This window comes from Streptomyces sp. NPDC046122 (assembly GCF_056429965.1).
In genome coordinates this window covers 15953-34393 of sequence record NZ_JBWKLQ010000014.1, presented here as the reverse complement: position 1 = coordinate 34393, position 18441 = coordinate 15953, and the positions used below count along the sequence as shown (strand labels likewise).

Sequence of the window (18441 nt, the reverse complement as noted above, 5' to 3'; positions counted from 1 at the left end):
TCATCACCTGACGGGCCCAGACCATCCGAACACAACGCCGCGACGCGGGATTAACGTTCCCGTCCGCGTGTCGTCGCGGGCGGGGTGTCCGGCGCCTCTCCCGTGGTCCCGTGCGACGCCGGGCGCAGGAGGTGTTCTCCGGCGAGCTGGACGGCTTCGAGCCTGGTGTGACCGGGATGGTCCACCACCATGAAGTGGCGTCCGATCGCGAGTCCGAAGGCCAGGACGCTGCGCGCCTCGATCTCGTCGGGGTCGGTGAGGAAGGTGGCGAACATCTTCCGCAGGAAGTCCATGCGCTCGTTGTCGATGCGCCGCAGGCGCGCGGCGACGGACGGATCGTGGCGGGCCCAGGCCCGGACCGCGAGGTCGATCCGGTGGAACTCCTCCGAGAACGTCAGTTGACCGACGCGCCGGATCCGGTCGGCGGCGTCACCGCCTTCGGCCCCGACCTGGGCGAGGACCTCCTTGGTGCAGCGGCGTTCCCACTCGTCGAGCATTTCCGTGAGCAGGGCGGGCCGGCCGTCGAAGTACCCGTAGAAGCCGCCTTTGGTGACGCCGAGCCGGGTGGCGAGCGTCTCGACACGGACGGCGTCGGGGCCTCCCCCGGCGAGGGCTTCGAGGCCCGCTTCCACCCAGCGGCCTCGCGGTGTTCGGGGCTCGGCAGGAATACGGCCACCTCCGTTGATCGTCGCGAAGTGTGTACGCTACCGTATACATCGAATTGTACGGTGCCGTACAGACGAGAGGCCCTACCGTGCCGCGACTCGCAAAGACCACCTGCACCGAGCAGCCGTGGCGTATCCACGCATTCACACGGGACTTCTCCGTCGAGGACGTGTGGTCGTTCCGCACCCCCGGAGCCGGGCCCGACGACTTCCCTGTGATGCTCGCCGCGATGCGGGCCGCCGGCGGAACCTCGCGGCAACCCCTTCCCGTACGGTTCCTGTTCGCCGTCCGGTGGAAGCTCGGCGCGCTCCTCGGCTGGGACGAGCCGTCGGCGGGCGTCGGCGGGCGCGTCGTCTCGCTCCGCGACCGCCTGCCCGACGACCTCCGCGACGCTCCCCGCGGCCCGGACGACCCCGACATGCCCCTGAAGGCGGTGTACGAGCTCGACACCGAGGCGGCCCGTGAGCTGGCGAACAAGACCGTGCACACCGTGATGCATCTCGGTTGGGTCCAGGGAGCGCACGGCGACCACGAGCTGCGGATGGCGGTCCTCGTCAAACCCAACGGACGGTTCGGTCGGCTCTACATGACCGCCATCGCCCCCTTCCGTCACCTCATCGTCTATCCGGCCCTCACCCGACAGTGGGAGCGGGCCTGGCGCGATCGCGACCGGCTGAACCAGTCGCGGACGGAGGGGAGTTGACGGTGAACGTCACAACCGACTCCGAAGGCCGCTGCTCCGCCGGGCGAGCGGGGTCATGACGCCGCCCGGGACCGTCGCCCGGGCACTCGCCGCCCTGACGACCCGGAACGAGGACCGGTCGGGGATCGTCCGGGAAGGCGAGAGCGAGCTCGCGTGAGTCTCACCCCGGCCGCTGCGGGGGTGAGAATCGCGGCCGCTTCCAGGCATCGGGCGGCGGAGCCGGTGGAACACGTGGGATGCGCAGCCAGCGCCCAGCCTTGAGGAGGCCCACGTGTCGCAGAGCTCCGATTCCCTGTACGCCCGCATCCGGGAGGAGGTGGCCGCTCGCGCGGACCGGCTCTGGGACGTGAGCCTCGCCCTGCACCGGGAACCGGAGACGGCCTACGAGGAGCACCGGGCGGCCGAGCTGCTGGCGGGCGAACTCGAACAGGAGGGCTTCCAGGTGGAGCGCGGGGCGGCCGGCCTGCCGACCGCCTTCGTCGCGCGTACGGGCACGGCTGCCGCGCCGGGCACCGGGCCCCGTGTGGCCCTGCTGATGGAGTACGACGCGTTGCCTCTGCTCGGGCACGCGTGCGGCCACAACCTGATCGCGACGGCCGGCCTCGGTGCGGCCCTCGCCGTACGGGCCGCGCTCGGTGAGGTCGACGGGACCCTGCTGGCCGTCGGGACGCCGGCGGAGGAGCGCGGCGGCGGCAAGGTCGTGGAGGTGGAGGCGGGCCTGTTCGACGGCCTGGACGCGGCGCTGATGTTCCATCCGGGCGTCTACGACTGGTCCTGGGCCCCGCTGACCGCCAGCGCCCAGGTCCGGGTGGGGTTCCACGGGCGGGCCGCGCACCCCACCGGCAGCCCGACGGAGGGGATCGACGCGCTGGGGGCCCTGATCCAGCTCTTCAACACCCTCGGCGTACTGGACCGGCGGCTGCCCGGCGGGTCCCACATCCAGGGCATCGTGACCGACGGGGGCCGGGCCACCAACATCGTCCCGGAGTACGCGGAGGGCCTGTTCGGGCTGCGCGGGGCGACGACGTCGGCGCTGGAGGCGCTGGTGGAGGAGCTGCGCTCGTGCGCACAGGGGGTGGCGCTGGCCACCCGTACCCGGGTGGAAGTGACCGATGTGGGCGGCCGGTACGAGCACTTCCGTGACAACGACGTGCTCTCCGGGGTGTTCACCCGCCACCTGGAGCGGGCCGGCATCAGGTTGTCGGAGCCCGACCCAGGCGTGTACCTGGGCTCGTCCGACATCGGGAACGTCAGCACGCGCGTGCCGGCGATCCACCCGTTCGTCGCCATCATGGGTGCGGACGGGTCCGACCACACCCCCCAGTTCACGGAGGCGGCCGCCGGGCCCCGCGGGCGGCAGGTGATGCTGGCCGCGGCGGAGGCTCTGGCGTGCACCGCGGCCGACGTCCTGCTGCGCGCGGACGTGCGCGAGCCGGCCTGGGCGTCCTTCCGGCAGAAGGCCGCCGCGGGGTTGTGACGACCGTACGCGCGGCCCGTCGGGCTGTGGGCCGTACGGCACGTCGCCGGTCGCGCTGTGGGCCGTACGCACGGCCCGTCGGGCACGACCGTACGGCCACCGTCCGTCGTGCCCCGGGGGCCGACGGGCGTCAGTCCTCCAGGGAGACGCGTACGGTCTTGACCTCCGTGTCGGCCGCGTCCGGTACGACCATGCCGGCCTCGACGCCGCTGCGCAGGTACCGCAGCACCTCGGAGTTGAGCTTCTCGCCGGGCAGCGCCGCCGGGATGCCGGGCGGGTAGGGCGTGAGCATCTCGGCACTGACGCGTCCGACGGCCTGCTCCCACGGCACCTGCTCGACCCGCCCGAAGAAGGCGTCACGCGGCAGCAAAACCTGCTCCAGGCGCAGTTCGGCCGGATCGGGCACCTCGACCCGGGACGCGGGCCGCAGGTCGTCGGCGTGTTCGGCCACGTCGCGGAGCGCGGCGATCAGGGTCTCGGCGCTGCGGGCGTCGTCGGCGTGGGTCAGCTGGGCGCTGGTGCGGCGGTGGTCGGACAGGTGCAGGTTGATGTGGTGGTGTTCGCGGATCCAGTCGGCGATCCGGTAGCCCGTGGTGCCCAGACCGGTGACGTCGACGATGACCTGGAGCGGGTCGAGGTCGGCTGCGCGGCCCGGGCCGCAGAAGTCGTCGCGCCCGTGGACGTGCATGCCGTCGATCTCGGCGATCTGCGCCCGTACGGTCTTCGCCAGGGCGAGCGCGTCGTCGTGGAGGGCGTGGCCGTGCTGGACCATCTGGCGGCGCCAGCCGTCGAGAGCGGCGTAGACGAGCACGGAGGGGCTGGTGGTCCCCAGCAGGTCCTCACGGTTCTTGAGCACCTCGGGCTGGATCAGGTCGCCCTGGAGGTGGAAGACCGAGCTCTGTTCGAGTCCGGAGCCCATCTTGTGGACGGAGGTGACGCAGACGTCCGCGCCGGCGTCCATGGCCCAGGTCGGCAGGTCCGGGTGGAACGGCAGGTGCGCGCCCCACGCCTCGTCCACGATGAGCGGTACGCCGTGCTCGTGGCACGCCTCCGCGATGCCGCGCAGATCGGAGCAGGTGCCGTACGGCGTCGGGGTGGTGACCAGGGCGCCCCGCGCGTCCGGGTGCTCGGCGAAGGCGGCGCGGAAGGCGTCGGCGGACGGCGGATGCGCCAGGTGGCGTTCCGCGTCCCACTGGGGGTCCACCCAGATCGGCACTATGCCGGCAAGCACGAGGCCGGACACCACCGCCTTGTGGGCGTCGCGTCCCACGAGCAGCTTCTCGTGCGGCCCGGCGACGGACAGCATGGCCGCCTTCACGGACAGGGAGCTGCCGCAGGTGGAGAAGAAGGTGTGCTCGGCCCCCACGGCGTCGGCCATCAGTTCCTGGGCCTTGGCGATGATGCCCTTGGACGACATCCGGTCGTCCAGGCCGCTGGTGGCTAGCACGTCGGAGCGGAACACGCTGTCGCCGAGGACCGCGCGCACGCGCGGGTCGGCGCCGCGCCCCTGTTTGTGGCCGGGCGGAGTGAAGGGAGTCTGCTTCTCTGCGTGGTAGGCGGCGAGTGCGTCGAGCACGGGTGCCTGTGAATGGTCCATGGCACACCGAGTTCCCCCGGAATCGGGGCAAAAAACCCTGTCCGGCTGTCGTCGTGGGTGACGTGGAGGGGGTCGGCGTCAGTACCGCTGCGCCTTGGCGACTCTGGCGCGCAGCTCCAGGTCGGCGGGCTTGCGGCTGATGGCGAGGGGTTGCGCGTTCTCACCGGGCGCGAGCCCCTGGGCTCCGACGGTCCTGCTCTCCCGCACCTCGCCGGACGGGTCGGCGAAGTCGACCTGTACGGCGTACGACGCTTGCCGGTCGGAGCTGTTGGTGATGGTGACGACGACAGCCAGCAGGCCCCCGGTCTCGGCTCGCGGCTTGCCCCTGAGCGAGACGTCGGCCGTCGCGTTTCCGCTGCCCTGCACTTTCTTCAGCTCGGCCGTCGCCTCCTGGTTCGCACGGGCCGTCTCGGCCGAGACCGACGCCTCGAAGGCCGAGGCGGCGGCCGACGCCGACGACGCCGCCGCGGACGCCGAAGCCCGCGCGGAGGCGTCGGCCGAGGCCAGGGCGGACGGCGGTGTGCCCGTGAAGGAGGCGGTGTCCGGTGGTGTGGGGCGGGGGCTCGTCGGCGTACCCGTGTCCGCGCCTCCGCCGTCGGAACCGCACGACACCAGAGTGGTCAGGCCGCCTGCCGCCATGAGCAGCACCAGAGCGACCGACACCAGCCGCTGCCTGCTCGATCTGCGTTGCCCATACACGGTCATCGATGATCGGTCCTTTCCGAAACCGCCTCGGAAACAGGACGTTATTCGCCGCGCGGAGTGTTCCCCGGTGTGACACACCGCGCTGCCCCGCGCATGCTGCTGGTGCGTCCGGGCATGTGGGCAGGACATACCCCGATCCAAGGAGTCTCCCATGATGATCGCCGGCATCGTCGCCGTCTGTGTCGTCCTCGCCGTTCTGGCCTTTTTCGTTCCCCGCCTTTCCCGCCATCCCGAGCGCGGTACTCAGCGCACTCTGGGCGCCGGTTCGCGCGCCGGCGGCAAGGCTCCCGGAATTCTGGGCCGGATGTTCAGCAAGCCCTTTCGCAGCAGTTCCAAGGCCGTCGGCCGCAGCGGTTCCGCGGGCCGCCGAGCCCGGGGCCGTCTGCCGTTCTGAGTCGGCTCCCGCTGGGCGGCATCATGGAGACATGAGCCCCTTCGACTCGCCACTCCGGGTAATTCCGAGGAGGCGGCGAGTCACCGATTCTCTGTATCGGAAGCGGTTGAGCATGGCGGTGACACAGAAGCACGGCACACGCGAACGCGGCGTTGTCAGCCATGGCTGACAACGCTGCGGAACCGCCGGTTCCGCCGGTCAATTCGCACAATGAGTGGGATCCGCTTGAGGAGGTCGTCGTCGGGCGGCTCGAAGGCTCGACGATCCCCTCCGACCATCCTGTCGTGGCCTGCAACATCCCGCCCTGGGCCGCACGCCTGCAGGGGCTCGCCGCAGGCCTTTCCTATCCGCACAGGCTGATCGAGCCCGCACAGGAAGAGCTCGATCAGTTCATCGCCCTCCTGCGCTCCTTCGGCATCACGGTCAGACGCCCGGACCCGGTCGACCACAGGCGGCGCTTCGGCACCCCCGACTGGTCGTCGCGCGGGTTCTGCAACACCTGCCCGCGGGACAGCATGCTCGTGATCGGCGACGAGATCATCGAGACCCCCCTGGCGTGGCCGTGCCGGTATTTCGAGACCCATTCCTACCGCGCGATCCTGAAGGACTACTTCCGCCGCGGCGCGCGCTGGACGGCCGCGCCCAAGCCGCAGCTGACCGACGAGCTGTTCGATACGGAGTTCCGCATTCCCGGGGCCGGTGAGCCCATGCGTTATCTCCTCACCGAGTTCGAGCCGGTTTTCGACGCGGCGGATTTCGTGCGCGCGGGACGCGACCTCTTCGTCACGCGGAGCAATGTCACGAACCGAATGGGCATCGAGTGGCTGCGCCGCCATCTCGGATCCGGCTACCGCATTCACGAGATACAGAGCAGCTGCCGCACGCCCATGCACATCGACACGACATTTCTGGTGCTCTCACCCGGAAAGGCACTGGTCAACCCCGACTACATCGACGTGGACCGATTGCCCGACGTCCTGAAGTCGTGGGACATCCTTGTCGCCCCCGAGCCCGACCCGATCGGCGAGCGCCTGCTGCGGGCGACGTCGATCTGCGGCAAGTGGCTCAACATGAACGTGCTCATGCTCGACGAGAAGCGGGTGGTCGCGGAGCGGCACCACACCGGCATGCTGCGCGCGCTCGAGGGCTGGGGCTTCGAGCCGATCCCCTGCGACCTGCTGCACTACGCGCCGTTCGGCGGCTCGTTCCACTGTGCGACGCTCGACGTCCGCCGTCGCGGCACTCTCGAGTCGTACGTCGATTGAGCGGCCGCCGATCGGGTGGACGGCGCCTCAGCGGCGGACCCGCCGGCCGGCCCGTCGATCGCGGGCCCCGGGGGCGACCGGTCACCAGGGCAGGAAGACGTGCACGGTCTTGCCGTCGGCCTCGGGAACGGTGATGGTCTGTTCCGCGAGCGCGTTTATGAGATGCCAGCCCACACCACCGCGGCCGGCCAGGGAGACGGGCCGCGGGCTGGGGTGTGCGGGGTTGGTGTCGGAGAGGGCGATGCGCAGGGTTCCCCCCACCATCAGCTCCACCGCGAGGACGAAGGAGCCGGGGGCGAAGGCGAACGCGTTCGAGGCCAGCTCGGTGACGACGAGCAGTGCGTCGTCGTGTGCGTCCGGTGTCGCCGGCCGGCGCACACGGGCGAGTTCGTACAGCAACACGGAGGCCCGGTCGCGAGCGTCGGAGACATCGCTCAACCGGCCCTCGAACCGCCAGCTCCGCTCGATGCCGACAGCAGTCAACAGGCCCTCGTTCAAGTCATCCGGGTCACCAGCCACATCTGCTCCTTCGTTCCTTGAGACGTGGAGTCTTAGCGGCTTCCCGGTCTCGCGGCACTCATGCACGATGCCGTTTCCCGTTTCCGCCGGTCGCACCCCTGCTGACGGGCCCGCGGAGGCCGCAGGCGCGCATCCCCGCACCCGCGCGCGGACCGCCCGTCGGAACCGTCCTCACCCATAGGTCGCACCCCGGCCGCCAGATGGCGGAATGGTTAATACCGCATGGCGTCCGGACCGCGAAGAGGAAAACCGCAGGTGGCTCAACCGCGCTGCCGTGGACCGCCGTTGACACTCTCCGTGTCCGGAAGCTAACTTCACGGCGTCGTCGCCACACCAGGAGCACGAGGCTCCTTTGGGACTAGCGACGCGAAGGACCCCTTCCAGTTGACGACTGAGACCGTCTTCGAGATCCAGCCCTTCACCACCCCGGCCACCGCTGCCGAACTCTTCCAAGTCCAGCCCTACACAGCCCACTGCCAGGTGATATGCGCCGAGGGCGCCCACGCCGTCATCGGCGTCTCACCCGGCAACAGCTACTTCTCCGCCCAGCGCGTCATCGACCTGGCCCGCTGGGGCATCGCACATTTCGACCAGGTGGACTTCGTCTACACCGACCTCCACGTGGCTGAAATGTATGAGGCGTCCGGCTATCCCCCCGACGACGCCCGGCGCAAGGCCGTGAAGAACCTCCGCGGCGTACGGGCCAAGGTGTCCAACGCCGTACAGACCGTCGACCCCGACGGCACCCGGCTGCGGGCCCACCCCATGTCGGCCTTCACCACCAATCCGGCGTACCGCGACATCCATGACCACCTCCAGAACCGTCTGCGTACGGACGCGGAGTTCCGCGCCACGTGTGAAGCACTCGTCGACGCGTTCCTCTCCTCGAAGGTTCTGGACGGGAAGCCCGCCACGGAGCGACAGCGCACGGTGTGCATGGAGTACGTCTGCGCCGAAGCTCCCCTGTTCCTGGACACCCCGGCCATCCTGGGTGTCCCGTCCTCGCTCAACTGCTACCACCAGCTGCTGCCGATGGCCGAGCTGCTCTACTCGCGCGGCTCCGGCCTGCGCGCCTCCCGCAACCAGGGCCACGCCATCGTCACCCCCGCACAAGGAGCCACCGATGCCCGTTGAGACGCCGACGGACGAGCTGATCGACTTCCCGTTCTCCTGGCGCGGCGATCAACTGCCCGACGAAATCGAGGTGTTGCGCAAGGAGCCCGTCAAGCGGGTGCGCACGATCGCCGGTGACGAGGCATGGCTGGTGTCGTCCCACGCGCTGTGCCGGCAAGTACTGGAGGACCGGCGGTTCAGTCTGAAGGACACCTCGGCGCCGGGCGTGCCCCGGCAGTACGCCCTGACGATTCCGCCCGAGGTCGTCAACAACATGGGCAACATCACCGGAGCCGGCCTGCGCAAGGCGGTGCTCAAGGCGCTGAATCCGAAGGCGCCGGGACGCGTCGAGTGGATGCGGTCGCACGCCGCCGGGCTGGTCGACAGCCTCATGGCGGAGGGCGCGCCGGCCGATCTGCGCGCGCAGTTCGCCGACCCGTACTCGGCCGGCATGCACTGCCACCTCCTCGGCATCCCGCAGGAGGACGCGCCGCGCCTGATGCGGAGCCTGGACATCGCGTTCATGAACTCCGCCTGCCCGGTCACCGGCGCTAAGCTGAACTGGGACCGCGACATCGCGTACATGGTGGAGCGCCTCGACGACCCGGCGACCACCGGGCTAATGGCCGAGCTGGCGGCCCTGCGCGACGACCCGGAGTACGACCACCTCACCGACGAGATGCTGGCGACGGTCGGCGTCACCATGTTCGGCGCGGGCGTGATCTCGACGTCCGGCTTCCTGACCATGGCTCTCGTCTCCCTGATCCAGCACCCGGAGCTGACGGCCGAACTCCTCGCCGACCGCTCGAAGGTGCCGGCCGCCGTGGACGAGCTGCTGCGCATCAACCTGTCCATCGGCGACGGACTGCCGCGCCTCGCCCTGGAGGACGTCACCCTCGGGGACGTGGAGGTGAAGAAGGGCGAGCTCGTACTGGTCCTGGTCGAGGGCGCCAACTTCGACGCCGAGGTGTTCGACGACCCGCACACGGTGGACCTCACCCGGGAGAACAACACCGCGCACCTCTCCTTCGGCGGCGGACAGCACTACTGCCCGGCCACCGCGCTGGGGAAGAAGCACGCGGAGATCGCGCTGGAGACGCTGCTGGAGAAGATGCCGGACTTCCGGCTGGCGGTGCCCGTCGAACAGCTCGTGTGGCGGACCCGGTTCATGAAGCGGATGCCGGAGCGGCTTCCCGTGATGTGGTAGCCGCTCTGCGGTAGGCGGCCGGCCCGTCCGGGCGCGCCACCCGTGGCCGCTGTCCCACAAGGACCGGCGGCCACCCCGACGGGCGCCCGTGCGTACGGCCTTCACCGGCCGCCCCGGATCAGGCCGGGGTTTCAGTGGCGCTTTTCCTTCTGCTGGCGGTGCTTGGGCTTCTTGTGAGCCTTCTCGCGCGGCTCACGGGCGTCGCGGTCTGCGAAGCCCGGACGCGCGTCGGCGCGGTTCTTCGCCTCCGCGGCCTCGTCTGCCCGTGTCCGTACGGCCGTGCTCCCGGCGGCGCCCGGCTGCTCAGCGGGCGTACTCCCAGCGGTCGTACGCACGGTGGCAGCGGGTACGGACGAGGCGGCGGCCGGCGTCCGCCCGGCGGGGGTCGCGGCAGGTCGCCCCACTGCCGGGGAGCCCTTCGTGGACGCGTCGGCGGGGGTCGCATCGGCAGGGGACGCGTCGGCGGGGGGCGGGCTCGCGGCGGCGGCTCCGGGCGCGGGCGAGGCGGACCGGTCGGAGTGGTTCCCGGCGCCGTCCGAGGCGACGAGGGTGGCGCCGAGGACCGCCGTGAGAACGGCGGTGCCCGTGCCCACGAGCAACTGGCGGGCTCGGCCCCGTCCTTGCGGCTGCCGCGGTCGCGCCGCCGCGCCCCCGGCCCTCAGGGTGTCCGGGGCACTGCCTGCTTCGCCGGCCCCCTTCGCACCACCGGCGGGGGCCGGGCCTTCCCGACCGGCGGGGGCGGGCGTGACGGCCACGGGCGGCGGTGCGAGGGCCGGGTCCTCGCGCAGCGCGGACAACGCGTCCGCGCACTGGTCGGCGTCCGGGCGTACCTCCTCCTCGAGGGCGGTCATCGCCCGCACGAGGTCGGCGAGTCCTGCCGGAACGGAGTCGGGCAGCTCAGGCGGGCGGTGCATGCGCGCCACGGCCGCCTCCAAGGGGGCTCCGTCGTACTCGACCTCGCCCTTCAGGCACTCGAGCAGCAGGAGTCCGAGTGCGTAGACGTCGGCGGCCGGCCCGGCTCCCCGGCCCAGGACCTGCTCGGGCGCCAGGTAGGCGGCGGTTCCTATCAGGGCGCCCGAGGCGGTGTTCCGGGTGGAGTTGATCAGCCGCGAGATGCCGAAGTCGGTCAGGTGGGGCCGGCCGGCGCCGTCCAGCAGTACGTTCGACGGCTTGACGTCCCGGTGCACGATGCCGGCGGCGTGCACATGAGCGAGGGCGCGCGCCAGGTCGGCGCCGAGTGCGACGACTTCCGGCGGTTCCATGGGTCCGCTCGTGAGGCGGCGGCGGAGAGTCGGCCCTGTGACCAGTTCCATGACCAGAAAGCCGCAGTCCTTGTGGCGGCCCGTGTCGTACACGGTGACCAGTCCGGGGTGCTGCATACGGGCGAGGAGCACGGCCTCGTCGGCGAAGCGTTCCTCCATCTCCGGGTCCGCGCCCGGCCTGAAGATCTTCACGGCGACGGGCCGCCTGAGGCGCAGGTCGAGGCCCTCGTACACGTCGGCGACGCCTCCCCTGCCGATCTGGCGGTCCAGCCGGTAGCGCCCGGCCACCACTTCGGCGGACAGCCGGAACGCCGGAGCGAACGGTGACTGGCGGACCCTCATCTGATCTCCCGTAACTCTCACGACGAGTGGGGCGCGGACTTCGGCAATGCTGCGGATCGCCTACCCACTGGGCAGTACACCATCCGCCGTGCGTCACCCCGTCACGTGCCGGCCGTCGTGTCCCGGCCGGCTGTGCCGGTGCCCGTCGCGCGCCTCATGGTGGCGATCGCGGCGAGCACCACCGCGACGGCGAGTACCAGGAGTCCGCGAAGCCATACCTGCGCCTCGATTCTTGTGGCGAGGAGGACGCAGGAGAGGGCGCCCAGCACCGGCAGCAGGGTCGGCGCGCGGAAGTGGTCCGCCCGGCCCCGGTCGCGGCGCAGCACGAGAACGGCGGTGTTGACGACGAGGAACACGACGAGCAGGAGCAGGACGAGGGTGGAGGCCAGGGTGGCGACACTGCCGGTGAGGGCGAGGAGGGCCGCCGACGCGGTGGTGGCCGCGATCGCCACCCAGGGGGTACGGCGGCCGGGGAGCACCCGGGCCAGTCCGGCGGGCAGCAGCCCGTCCCGGGCCATGCCGTAGGCGAGCCGGGACGACATGATGCCGGTGAGCAGCGCGCCGTTGGCCACGGCGACGAGGGCGATGGCGCTGAAGACCCAGGCCGGCAGGCCCCCCGCCGCCTTGACGACTTCGAGCAACGGCCCGCTGGACGCGGCGAGCCGGTCGGTGGGCACGGCCGCGGAGGCGGCGACGCCGACGAGTACGTACACGGCGCCTGCTGTCGCGAGGGCGCCGAACAGGGCGCGCGGGTAGGAGCGCCGCGGGTCGCGGGTCTCCTCGGCGACGTTCACGGACGTCTCGAAACCGACGAAGGAGTAGTAGGCGAGTACGGAACCGCTCAGGACAGCGGCGGCGGCGCCCGTCTCGGCCGTGCCGAGCTGGGTGAGGCGTCCGAAGTCGCCGTCGCCGCGCAGGAGCAGCCACGCGCCGAGGGCGACGACCACGAGCAGGCCGCCGACCTCGATGACGGTGGCGACGACATTGGCGCGGGTCGACTCCTTGATGCCTCTCGCGTTGATCAGCGCGAGCGCGGCGAGGAAGCCGACCGCGACGAGGCCGACCGGCAGTGTCACGAACTCCGACAGGTAGTCGCCGGCGAAGCCGCGGGCGAGCGCCGCCACCGAGACGACCCCCGCCGCGAGCATGCAGAACCCGGCGACGAAGCCGGCGAACGGCCCGAACGCCCTGGTGGCGTAGTGGGAGGCTCCACCCGCCTTCGGGTACTTGGTCGCCAGTTCCGCATAGGAGGCAGCGGTCAGCACGGCCAGCAGGAGGGCCACGACGAGGGGTGCCCAGACCGCCCCGCCCGATTCGGCGGCGATCTGGCCCACCAGGACGTACACACCGGCGCCGAGGACGTCGCCGAGGATGAAGAAGTAGAGCAGTGGAGTGGTGAGGGCCTGCTGGAGAGCCGGGCCGGACGCGGCCGTGGGCGGCTGTTGCTTGACTGTCGACATGCCGATTCATGTCCCCGGATTCCCTCCTGCCACGCACGCGGGGGCCTGTGCGGTCCCTCTGGCGGTGAGCGATGCCGGTGGCCGATGCGAGCCGCTGCACCGCTGGTCGCAGCGGTGGCGCTCGGTGGTACGCGTCGGCGGTGTCCTTGAGCGTCGCTTCGTCACGGCCGCCGGAGTCCACCCCTGTCATGTCCGGTGCCGGTGCGCGCCCGGGTCCACCTCTCGCATCCGTTCGGGCGAGTCCGCCGTCCGTGTGAGGGGTGACAATGACGATCGTGAAGTTGACCGACCCGACCATCGTCACTCTGGATTTCGACAGCCGCCGCGCGGCCGAGGAGGTCGTCGGCCTGCTGGGTGACGAGTGCCGGTTCTACAAGGTGGGGCTGGAGCTGCTCTCGGCCGCCGGGCCCGATCTCGTCGAGGACCTCGTCGCGCGCGGCAACGAGGTGTTCCTGGATCTCAAGCTCTTCGAGTCCCCCGCTCCGTCGCGGCCGCGGTGCGGGTGGCGGGGACACTGGGCGCGTCGATGGTGACCGTGCACGCCATGGGCGGGACCGGCATCGTGTCCGCCGCCGTCGCCGCCGCCCGCGACTTTCCCCGGCTGCATGTCCTGGCCCTGACCGTCGTCACCAGCATGACCGGCTCCGATCTCGCCGACATCGGGGTCGACGCCCCGACCGGGGAACAGGTGCTGCGCCTGGCCCGGCTGGCGCGGCGCGCCGGATGTCACGGTGTGGTCGCGTCGCCCCGGGAAGCGGCGGAGCTGCGGGGCGTGCTGGGCGCCGACGCGTTGATCGTGGCGCCGGGCGTCACGCTGCCCGGTGACTCCCCGTCCGATCACGCCCGGCCCGGGACGCCGCGTGCCGCCGTCACGGCCGGTGCGTCGCACATCGTCGTCGGCCGGAGCGTCACTCGGGCGGCGGACCCGGTGGCGGCGATCCGGCTCGTCCGCGCCGACCTGGGGCTCTGAGCGCGAGCCCCCACGGGCGCCTCCGCCGTCGAGAGCCGCCGGCCGTCCTCAGCGCCTCGCGGTCACGCGGGTGACAGCACGCGTGAGCGCACGGTTGCCGGGCAGCAGAGAAGGAAACACCCGGTCGCCGTCCCGCCGGAGGGGCGGCCCCCGGTGCCGGCGGGGCGGAACGGAGTGATGGTTCATGGCGGTCGGTGTCCCCGCGAGCGCGTCGGCGCGCCGCAGCGAGCACGGTGTGCACCGCAGAGCGCTGGCCCGTACGCCGGTCGCCCTGTGGGAGGACGACGTCACCGACTGGGCGGCCGCGTTGACGTACTACGCGGTTCTGGCGGTCTTCCCGTCCCTGCTGGTGATCGTCTTCGCCATCGCCCTGCTCGGCACGGGTTCGCCCCACGAGGTGATCGCGCAGTTCGGCGCCTTCGTACCGGAGACGGCCCGCCCGGTGCTCGAACAGGCCCTGGGCAGCCGGCAGGAGGGGTCGGGCCCCTGGCTGCTGATGGTGCTGACCGCCGGGGCCGCGCTGTGGTCGGCCACCAGCTATCTGGCGGTGTTCCGGCGCGCGCTGCACGCGATGTACGGCGTCGCGGACTGCCGTCCGGCGTGGCGGACGTTCCCCGCCACCCTGCTCAGGGCGCTGACTGTACTGGCCCTGCTGGTCAGCGGTGTGCTGACGCTGACCGCCACCGGGCGGATCGCCCGGGCCATCGGCCGCGGGACGGGAACGGACCAGCAGGCGGCGCTCGTGTGGGCAGGCCTGAAGTGGCCGCTGCTGTTCCTGGTGGTCATCGCCCTGGTACTGCTGCTCTTCCGGTCCGGGCCGGCCGAGGCGGGCGGGCTGCGGGACACGGTGGCCGGCGGCGCCCTGGCGGTGGTGCTCTGGCTCCTCGCCTCGGCGGGCTTCGCGTTCTACGCCTCGCACATCGCCACGTACAACCGTCTCTACGGGTCCCTGGCGGGTGTGGTGGCGTTCCTCGTCTGGCTGTGGGTCTCGCACGTCGTGCTGCTGGCGGGGGCGCAGTTCAACGCCGAACTCTCCCGGGACGCACGGCCGAGGAGGCCCGATCCCTGCTCTTCTCCGGTGTGAATCGCGCGTCGGCACGATTCACCCGGCCGGGCCGGGCAACACGGTGCCCATGACGACGACGGGTAGCGGCGAGGCCGCCAGACGGATCAGTCCCCTGTTCTTGCTGCCGGCCCTGGGGGCGCTGATGGTCGGGGTGGGCCTGCTGATCACCGGCCGGGGCGGCGCGAGTTGGCCCCTTTCGGCCGAGGGAGGCGTGAACGCCTGGTTCGCCCGGCACCGCACCGGTGCGGCCACGGCCGTGTCCGAGTCGCTGACGCTCCTCGCCTCCACCGAATGCGTCATCGGCGTCACCCTTCTGTGCGTCATCGCGCTGGTCGTGCTGCCCCGGGCGCCGCGGTGGTGGGAAGCGCTGTTCCTCGGCGGAACGGTCGCCGCCCAGTCGGCGCTCTTCCTGGTCGTCACCCTGTGCGTGGAGCGCCCGCGCCCCGACGTTCCCCGGCTCGACCCGGCCCCGCCGACGTCGAGCTTCCCCTCCGGGCACGTCGGGGCGTCGTTGGCGCTCTACGGCGGACTCGCCACGCTCGCGCTCACCCGGCTGCGCGGGCCCTGGCGGTACGCCGCCGCCGCGGTGCTGCTGGTCGTGCCGCCGGCCGTGGCGGTGTCCCGCGTGTACCGGGGGATGCACCACCCCAGCGACGTGGTGGGCGGCCTGGTCACCGGCGCATGCACCCTGCTCGTCATGGCGCACGCGCTGCTGGTGTCGCGCGAGAGTCCGTCCGCCGTCACCACCGGTCGCGCCGGCCGCCCGCCGTCCCTCCCCCGCTCGGCCGGCGGCCCCGGCGGCGGCCGCGTGGTCGGGGTCCGCCATCCCCTCGCGTGCGACGAGGAGTTGACGGCTCGCCTGTGCGACATCCTGGCCTGCCACGGCCGCACCGATGTGCGGTGGACGTCGACGACGCCCGAAAGCCCCTGCGGCGACCTGGCCGCGTACGCCGCGGCCGGTCGGATCGACCTCGTCGTGGTGTGCGGAGGGGACGGCACCGTGCGCGCCTGCGCGGACGAGCTGGCCGGCACGGGGGCCGCCCTGGCCGTCGTCCCCTGCGGTACGGGCAATCTGCTCGCGCGCAACCTCCGGTTGCCCGCGGACCCGGCCCGTGCCCTGGACGAGGCGCTGCGCGGCGACCGCGTCCGTATCGACGTCGGGCGCGTGAGCGGCGACGGGCTCGCGCCGACCCGCTTCACCGTCATGGCCGGTGCCGGTTTCGACGCGGCGATGGTGCGGGACGCCTCGGTGCGGCTCAAGGCGTCGCTGGGCTGGTTCGCGTACGTCGTCTCGGCCGTCCGGCATCTCGGCGATCCTCCGATGCGGTTGTCGATCCGGCTCGACACGGGCGACGTGCTGACCCGCCGCGCCCGCATGGTCGTCATCGGCAATGTCGGCGCCCTGCAGGGCGGCCTGCCGCTGCTGCCCGACGCCCGGCCGGACAGCGGGCGGCTGGAGGTCGTCCTGCTCGATCCCCGCGGCCTCGCCGGCTGGCTCGCGGCGGCGGCACACCTGGTGCGCGGCATGCTGCCCGGACGCCGCACCCCGGGTACGGCAGCGCCTTCCGAGGCGGTCGTGGAGCGGAAACCGGGCGAACGGCTCGTGGCGCGCGGCGCCCTGGAGTACTTCAGCGCGGCACGGATCGACGTCCGCTTCGCCGATCGGCAGGCCCGCGAGGTCGACGGGGACTGCGCCGCCGAGGGCACCCGGCTGGTCGCGGAGGTGGAACCGGGCGCTCTGCTCATCCAGTTGCCCGCCGGCGCGCACGCGGGCATCGCCCGGGTCTCCGGGACGACTGCCCCCGTCCCGGTCCCGGTCCCGGCCCCGGCAGCCGAAGCCGTGGCCGAGCCGCCCGTACGTCCGGGGCGGGACACGCCGGCCCCGCCCGCGCCCCTCGGCCGGCTTCCGTGAGAGCCGCTGTCCGAGCGGGCAGGTGGTCGTCCCCGGGGGCCGGCCGCACCACTGGCAACCAGCCGGCACATCTGTGAGAGGAGGCGCACCGCGCCATGGCCCAACGATCCGAGCGGCGGCGCCCCACCGGCCTGCGGCGACTCGCCGGACCGCTGATCTCGCGTCACTGGGGGCCCGACGCCAGATTCGGCATGCGGCTGGCCGGTACGGCCGCCGTCACAGCCGTGGCGGCCATGCCGGTCGCCCTGGCCCTGGTGCTGGTGCAGGCCCCCTGGGCGCCGCTGCGACGGCTCGACCACGGCGCGGCCGCGTCGTTGCACCAGTACGCCCTCGCGCATCCGGGCCTCGTGGGAGCCCTGCGGTTCCTCACGGACGTCGTATGGGGTCCCCTGACCATGCGTCTGCTGGTGGCCGTGCTCGTCCTGTGGCTGCTGAGCCGCCGCGCCTGGCGGCTGGCGGCCTGGGCGGCCGTCACCGCGACAGCCGGGGGGCTGGCGGGGCTCATGGCCAAGAACACGGTCGAGCGTGCCCGCCCGCACCTGCCGGATCCGGTGGCGTACGGGCCCGGCTTCTCGTTCCCTTCCGGCCACGCGATGACGGCGACGACCTCCTGCGCCGTACTGCTGCTGGTACTCCTGCCGCTGGTGCCCCGGCGGTGGCGCCCGCTGCCCTGGGCACTCGCCGTCGTCACGGTCCTGGGCGTCAGCGGGACGCGTGTGGCGCTGGGCGTCCACTGGGTCAGCGACGTCGTCGGCGGCTGGTTCCTCGGCCTCGCCGTGGTCACCGCCACGGCCCTGGCCTTCGAGGCCTGGCGGGCGGACATCGGCCGTCCGCGCACGACACCCGCGCAGGGACTGGACCCCGAGATCGCCGACGGCGACTGCGACTGAGCCCTCAGCGGGCCTGTCCGGCTCCTGGACGCGTGCGGGCGTGCGCTGCGTCCGCGCTGGGTGGCACCGGGCGGGTGGGGCACGAGACGGTGTCGTGCCCGATCGCGCGGAGAAGATCGGCCAGCCAGACCAAGTGGTGGGACACCACCCGGTCCGGGTCGGCGAGCAGATCCTCAAGGTGGTTCCAGGATGCGGTGAGTTGCCCGATCGTGTGCGATCTCGGTTCTTCGGTGACGTCATGGAGCTCGTCGGGCGGGACACACCAGAAGTAGTCGTGTTCGAGCGCCACGGTGGGGCCGGCTGACGCTTCGAGGTGGCGCAGCGCCACCTCGAAGGCCCGCCGCAGCTGATCGAGCGGGATCCGCAGAGGTTCGTCGTCCATGCGCTCATCTTGTCCGCCAGCAGGGGCGGTAGCGAACCTGGGCGCTGGACCGGGAGCCTCAGGGCAGTGGCTGGACGCCGGTGGCGCGCATCGGGCGGCCCGGAGATCGACTCGTTGACGTGGAGGGCGTTGGCGAAACGTTCAGCCAATGTGTGGGGCATGATTTTTCCCGGGGTCGTCCTCGCGCCGCCGAATGCCAATTCGCTGCCGGGACCGGTGATCCCGGGCACGGGTGCGGCCGAACCGACGACGCGGGGGCGGAACCGCGGTGCTCGGGGTGCGGATTGCCGACGGGGCGACGCGCGGGCTGACCGGGCCACGGCGCAGGGGCAGCCGCCGGCCGTACGACGTCCCGCGCCCCGCGTCTCGTTCGAATTCCGCCTACGGCTCCGATCCTTGGAGCGAGATACCAGCGAATTGCAGAAACACCGTCCTGCAAAGTGAAATTCCGGCCCGGAGTACGAGCCTCTGAGCGAAGCAAAGGCGCAGCCCAAGGGGTTGTCAGGCCGAT

Annotated in this window: 18 protein-coding genes; 11 read left to right on the top strand and 7 right to left on the bottom strand. The window is 72.0% G+C overall.

The window, feature by feature from the left end:
* Positions 1–50: 50 nt before the first annotated feature.
* A complete protein-coding gene (locus AC07FK_RS27725) occupies positions 51–632 on the bottom strand; it encodes a TetR/AcrR family transcriptional regulator (RefSeq protein ID WP_479107685.1) in 582 nt (193 codons plus the stop codon).
* A 122-nt stretch (positions 633–754) separates the two neighbouring features.
* On the opposite strand from AC07FK_RS27725, the gene AC07FK_RS27720 reads away from it, so the two are divergent.
* Both AC07FK_RS27720 and AC07FK_RS27715 read left to right on the top strand, forming a co-directional pair.
* Positions 755–1369 carry a DUF2867 domain-containing protein gene (locus tag AC07FK_RS27720; RefSeq protein ID WP_479107684.1) on the top strand — a complete coding sequence of 205 codons (615 nt, stop codon included), beginning with the start codon at positions 755–757 and terminating at the stop codon, positions 1367–1369.
* A gap of 271 nt (positions 1370–1640) precedes the next feature.
* Positions 1641–2846 carry an amidohydrolase gene (locus AC07FK_RS27715; RefSeq protein WP_479107683.1) on the top strand — a complete coding sequence of 402 codons (1206 nt, stop codon included), beginning with the start codon at positions 1641–1643 and terminating at the stop codon, positions 2844–2846.
* 130 nt (positions 2847–2976) lie between these two features.
* Here the strand turns inward: AC07FK_RS27715 and AC07FK_RS27710 are convergent, their stop codons facing one another.
* Entirely contained in the window at positions 2977–4443 is a 1467-nt protein-coding gene (locus AC07FK_RS27710; RefSeq protein ID WP_479107682.1) for an aminotransferase class I/II-fold pyridoxal phosphate-dependent enzyme, read from the bottom strand.
* A 78-nt stretch (positions 4444–4521) separates the two neighbouring features.
* Complete coding sequence (locus tag AC07FK_RS27705) at positions 4522–5148, bottom strand: hypothetical protein (RefSeq protein ID WP_479107681.1); 627 nt, start codon at positions 5146–5148, stop codon at positions 4522–4524.
* 151 nt (positions 5149–5299) lie between these two features.
* Between AC07FK_RS27705 and AC07FK_RS27700 the strand changes: the two genes are divergently transcribed.
* Together AC07FK_RS27700 and AC07FK_RS27695 are read left to right on the top strand one after the other, a co-directional pair.
* Entirely contained in the window at positions 5300–5542 is a 243-nt protein-coding gene (locus AC07FK_RS27700) for a DUF6411 family protein (protein WP_479107680.1), read from the top strand.
* 161 nt (positions 5543–5703) lie between these two features.
* Entirely contained in the window at positions 5704–6807 is a 1104-nt protein-coding gene (locus tag AC07FK_RS27695) for an amidinotransferase (RefSeq protein WP_479107679.1), read from the top strand.
* Between the two features lie 81 nt (positions 6808–6888).
* Here the strand turns inward: AC07FK_RS27695 and AC07FK_RS27690 are convergent, their stop codons facing one another.
* Complete coding sequence (locus AC07FK_RS27690) at positions 6889–7326, bottom strand: ATP-binding protein (protein ID WP_479107678.1); 438 nt, start codon at positions 7324–7326, stop codon at positions 6889–6891.
* Between the two features lie 384 nt (positions 7327–7710).
* On the opposite strand from AC07FK_RS27690, the gene AC07FK_RS27685 reads away from it, so the two are divergent.
* Together AC07FK_RS27685 and AC07FK_RS27680 are read left to right on the top strand one after the other, a co-directional pair.
* Positions 7711–8460 (top strand): cyclodityrosine synthase, encoded by a 750-nt coding sequence (locus tag AC07FK_RS27685; protein WP_479107677.1) that lies wholly within the window; start codon positions 7711–7713, stop codon positions 8458–8460.
* A complete protein-coding gene (locus tag AC07FK_RS27680) occupies positions 8450–9646 on the top strand; it encodes a cytochrome P450 (protein ID WP_479107676.1) in 1197 nt (398 codons plus the stop codon). The genes AC07FK_RS27685 and AC07FK_RS27680 overlap by 11 nt, the downstream gene beginning before the upstream one ends.
* A gap of 131 nt (positions 9647–9777) precedes the next feature.
* Here AC07FK_RS27680 and AC07FK_RS27675 read toward each other — a convergent pair whose 3' ends face one another.
* Together AC07FK_RS27675 and AC07FK_RS27670 are read right to left on the bottom strand one after the other, a co-directional pair.
* On the bottom strand, positions 9778–11250 hold the full coding sequence (locus AC07FK_RS27675) for a serine/threonine-protein kinase (RefSeq protein ID WP_479107675.1): 1473 nt from the start codon (positions 11248–11250) through the stop codon (positions 9778–9780).
* Positions 11251–11351: 101 nt separating this feature from the next.
* Positions 11352–12710 (bottom strand): APC family permease, encoded by a 1359-nt coding sequence (locus AC07FK_RS27670; RefSeq protein WP_479107674.1) that lies wholly within the window; start codon positions 12708–12710, stop codon positions 11352–11354.
* A gap of 266 nt (positions 12711–12976) precedes the next feature.
* Between AC07FK_RS27670 and AC07FK_RS27665 the strand changes: the two genes are divergently transcribed.
* The 5 genes from AC07FK_RS27665 (at position 12977) to AC07FK_RS27645 (ending at position 17548) form a co-directional block, all read left to right on the top strand.
* Entirely contained in the window at positions 12977–13243 is a 267-nt protein-coding gene (locus AC07FK_RS27665; RefSeq protein WP_479107673.1) for an orotidine 5'-phosphate decarboxylase / HUMPS family protein, read from the top strand.
* Entirely contained in the window at positions 13237–13680 is a 444-nt protein-coding gene (locus AC07FK_RS27660) for an orotidine 5'-phosphate decarboxylase / HUMPS family protein (RefSeq protein ID WP_479107672.1), read from the top strand. Before AC07FK_RS27665 ends, AC07FK_RS27660 begins: the two co-directional genes overlap by 7 nt.
* Positions 13681–13864: 184 nt before the next feature.
* Positions 13865–14764, top strand: coding sequence for a YihY/virulence factor BrkB family protein (locus tag AC07FK_RS27655; protein WP_479107671.1), 900 nt, complete (start codon positions 13865–13867; stop codon positions 14762–14764).
* A 49-nt stretch (positions 14765–14813) separates the two neighbouring features.
* Positions 14814–16658, top strand: a complete 1845-nt coding sequence (locus AC07FK_RS27650; protein WP_479107670.1) for a bifunctional phosphatase PAP2/diacylglycerol kinase family protein — start codon at positions 14814–14816, stop codon at positions 16656–16658.
* Between the two features lie 191 nt (positions 16659–16849).
* Positions 16850–17548, top strand: coding sequence for a phosphatase PAP2 family protein (locus AC07FK_RS27645; protein WP_479107814.1), 699 nt, complete (start codon positions 16850–16852; stop codon positions 17546–17548).
* Positions 17549–17552: 4 nt separating this feature from the next.
* Here the strand turns inward: AC07FK_RS27645 and AC07FK_RS27640 are convergent, their stop codons facing one another.
* A complete protein-coding gene (locus AC07FK_RS27640; protein WP_479107669.1) occupies positions 17553–17930 on the bottom strand; it encodes a hypothetical protein in 378 nt (125 codons plus the stop codon).
* Between the last annotated feature and the right edge of the window lie 511 nt (positions 17931–18441).

Coding starts and splice junctions, on each gene's coding strand:
- AC07FK_RS27665 (WP_479107673.1), top strand. CDS start 12,977: ATGACGATCGTGAAGTTGACCGACCCGACCATCGTCACTCTGGATTTC.
- AC07FK_RS27675 (WP_479107675.1), bottom strand. CDS start 11,250: ATGAGGGTCCGCCAGTCACCGTTCGCTCCGGCGTTCCGGCTGTCCGCC.
- AC07FK_RS27680 (WP_479107676.1), top strand. CDS start 8,450: ATGCCCGTTGAGACGCCGACGGACGAGCTGATCGACTTCCCGTTCTCC.
- AC07FK_RS27655 (WP_479107671.1), top strand. CDS start 13,865: ATGGCGGTCGGTGTCCCCGCGAGCGCGTCGGCGCGCCGCAGCGAGCAC.
- AC07FK_RS27670 (WP_479107674.1), bottom strand. CDS start 12,710: ATGTCGACAGTCAAGCAACAGCCGCCCACGGCCGCGTCCGGCCCGGCT.
- AC07FK_RS27640 (WP_479107669.1), bottom strand. CDS start 17,930: ATGGACGACGAACCTCTGCGGATCCCGCTCGATCAGCTGCGGCGGGCC.
- AC07FK_RS27695 (WP_479107679.1), top strand. CDS start 5,704: ATGGCTGACAACGCTGCGGAACCGCCGGTTCCGCCGGTCAATTCGCAC.
- AC07FK_RS27710 (WP_479107682.1), bottom strand. CDS start 4,443: ATGGACCATTCACAGGCACCCGTGCTCGACGCACTCGCCGCCTACCAC.
- AC07FK_RS27705 (WP_479107681.1), bottom strand. CDS start 5,148: ATGACCGTGTATGGGCAACGCAGATCGAGCAGGCAGCGGCTGGTGTCG.
- AC07FK_RS27650 (WP_479107670.1), top strand. CDS start 14,814: ATGACGACGACGGGTAGCGGCGAGGCCGCCAGACGGATCAGTCCCCTG.
- AC07FK_RS27660 (WP_479107672.1), top strand. CDS start 13,237: ATGGTGACCGTGCACGCCATGGGCGGGACCGGCATCGTGTCCGCCGCC.
- AC07FK_RS27700 (WP_479107680.1), top strand. CDS start 5,300: ATGATGATCGCCGGCATCGTCGCCGTCTGTGTCGTCCTCGCCGTTCTG.
- AC07FK_RS27645 (WP_479107814.1), top strand. CDS start 16,850: ATGCGGCTGGCCGGTACGGCCGCCGTCACAGCCGTGGCGGCCATGCCG.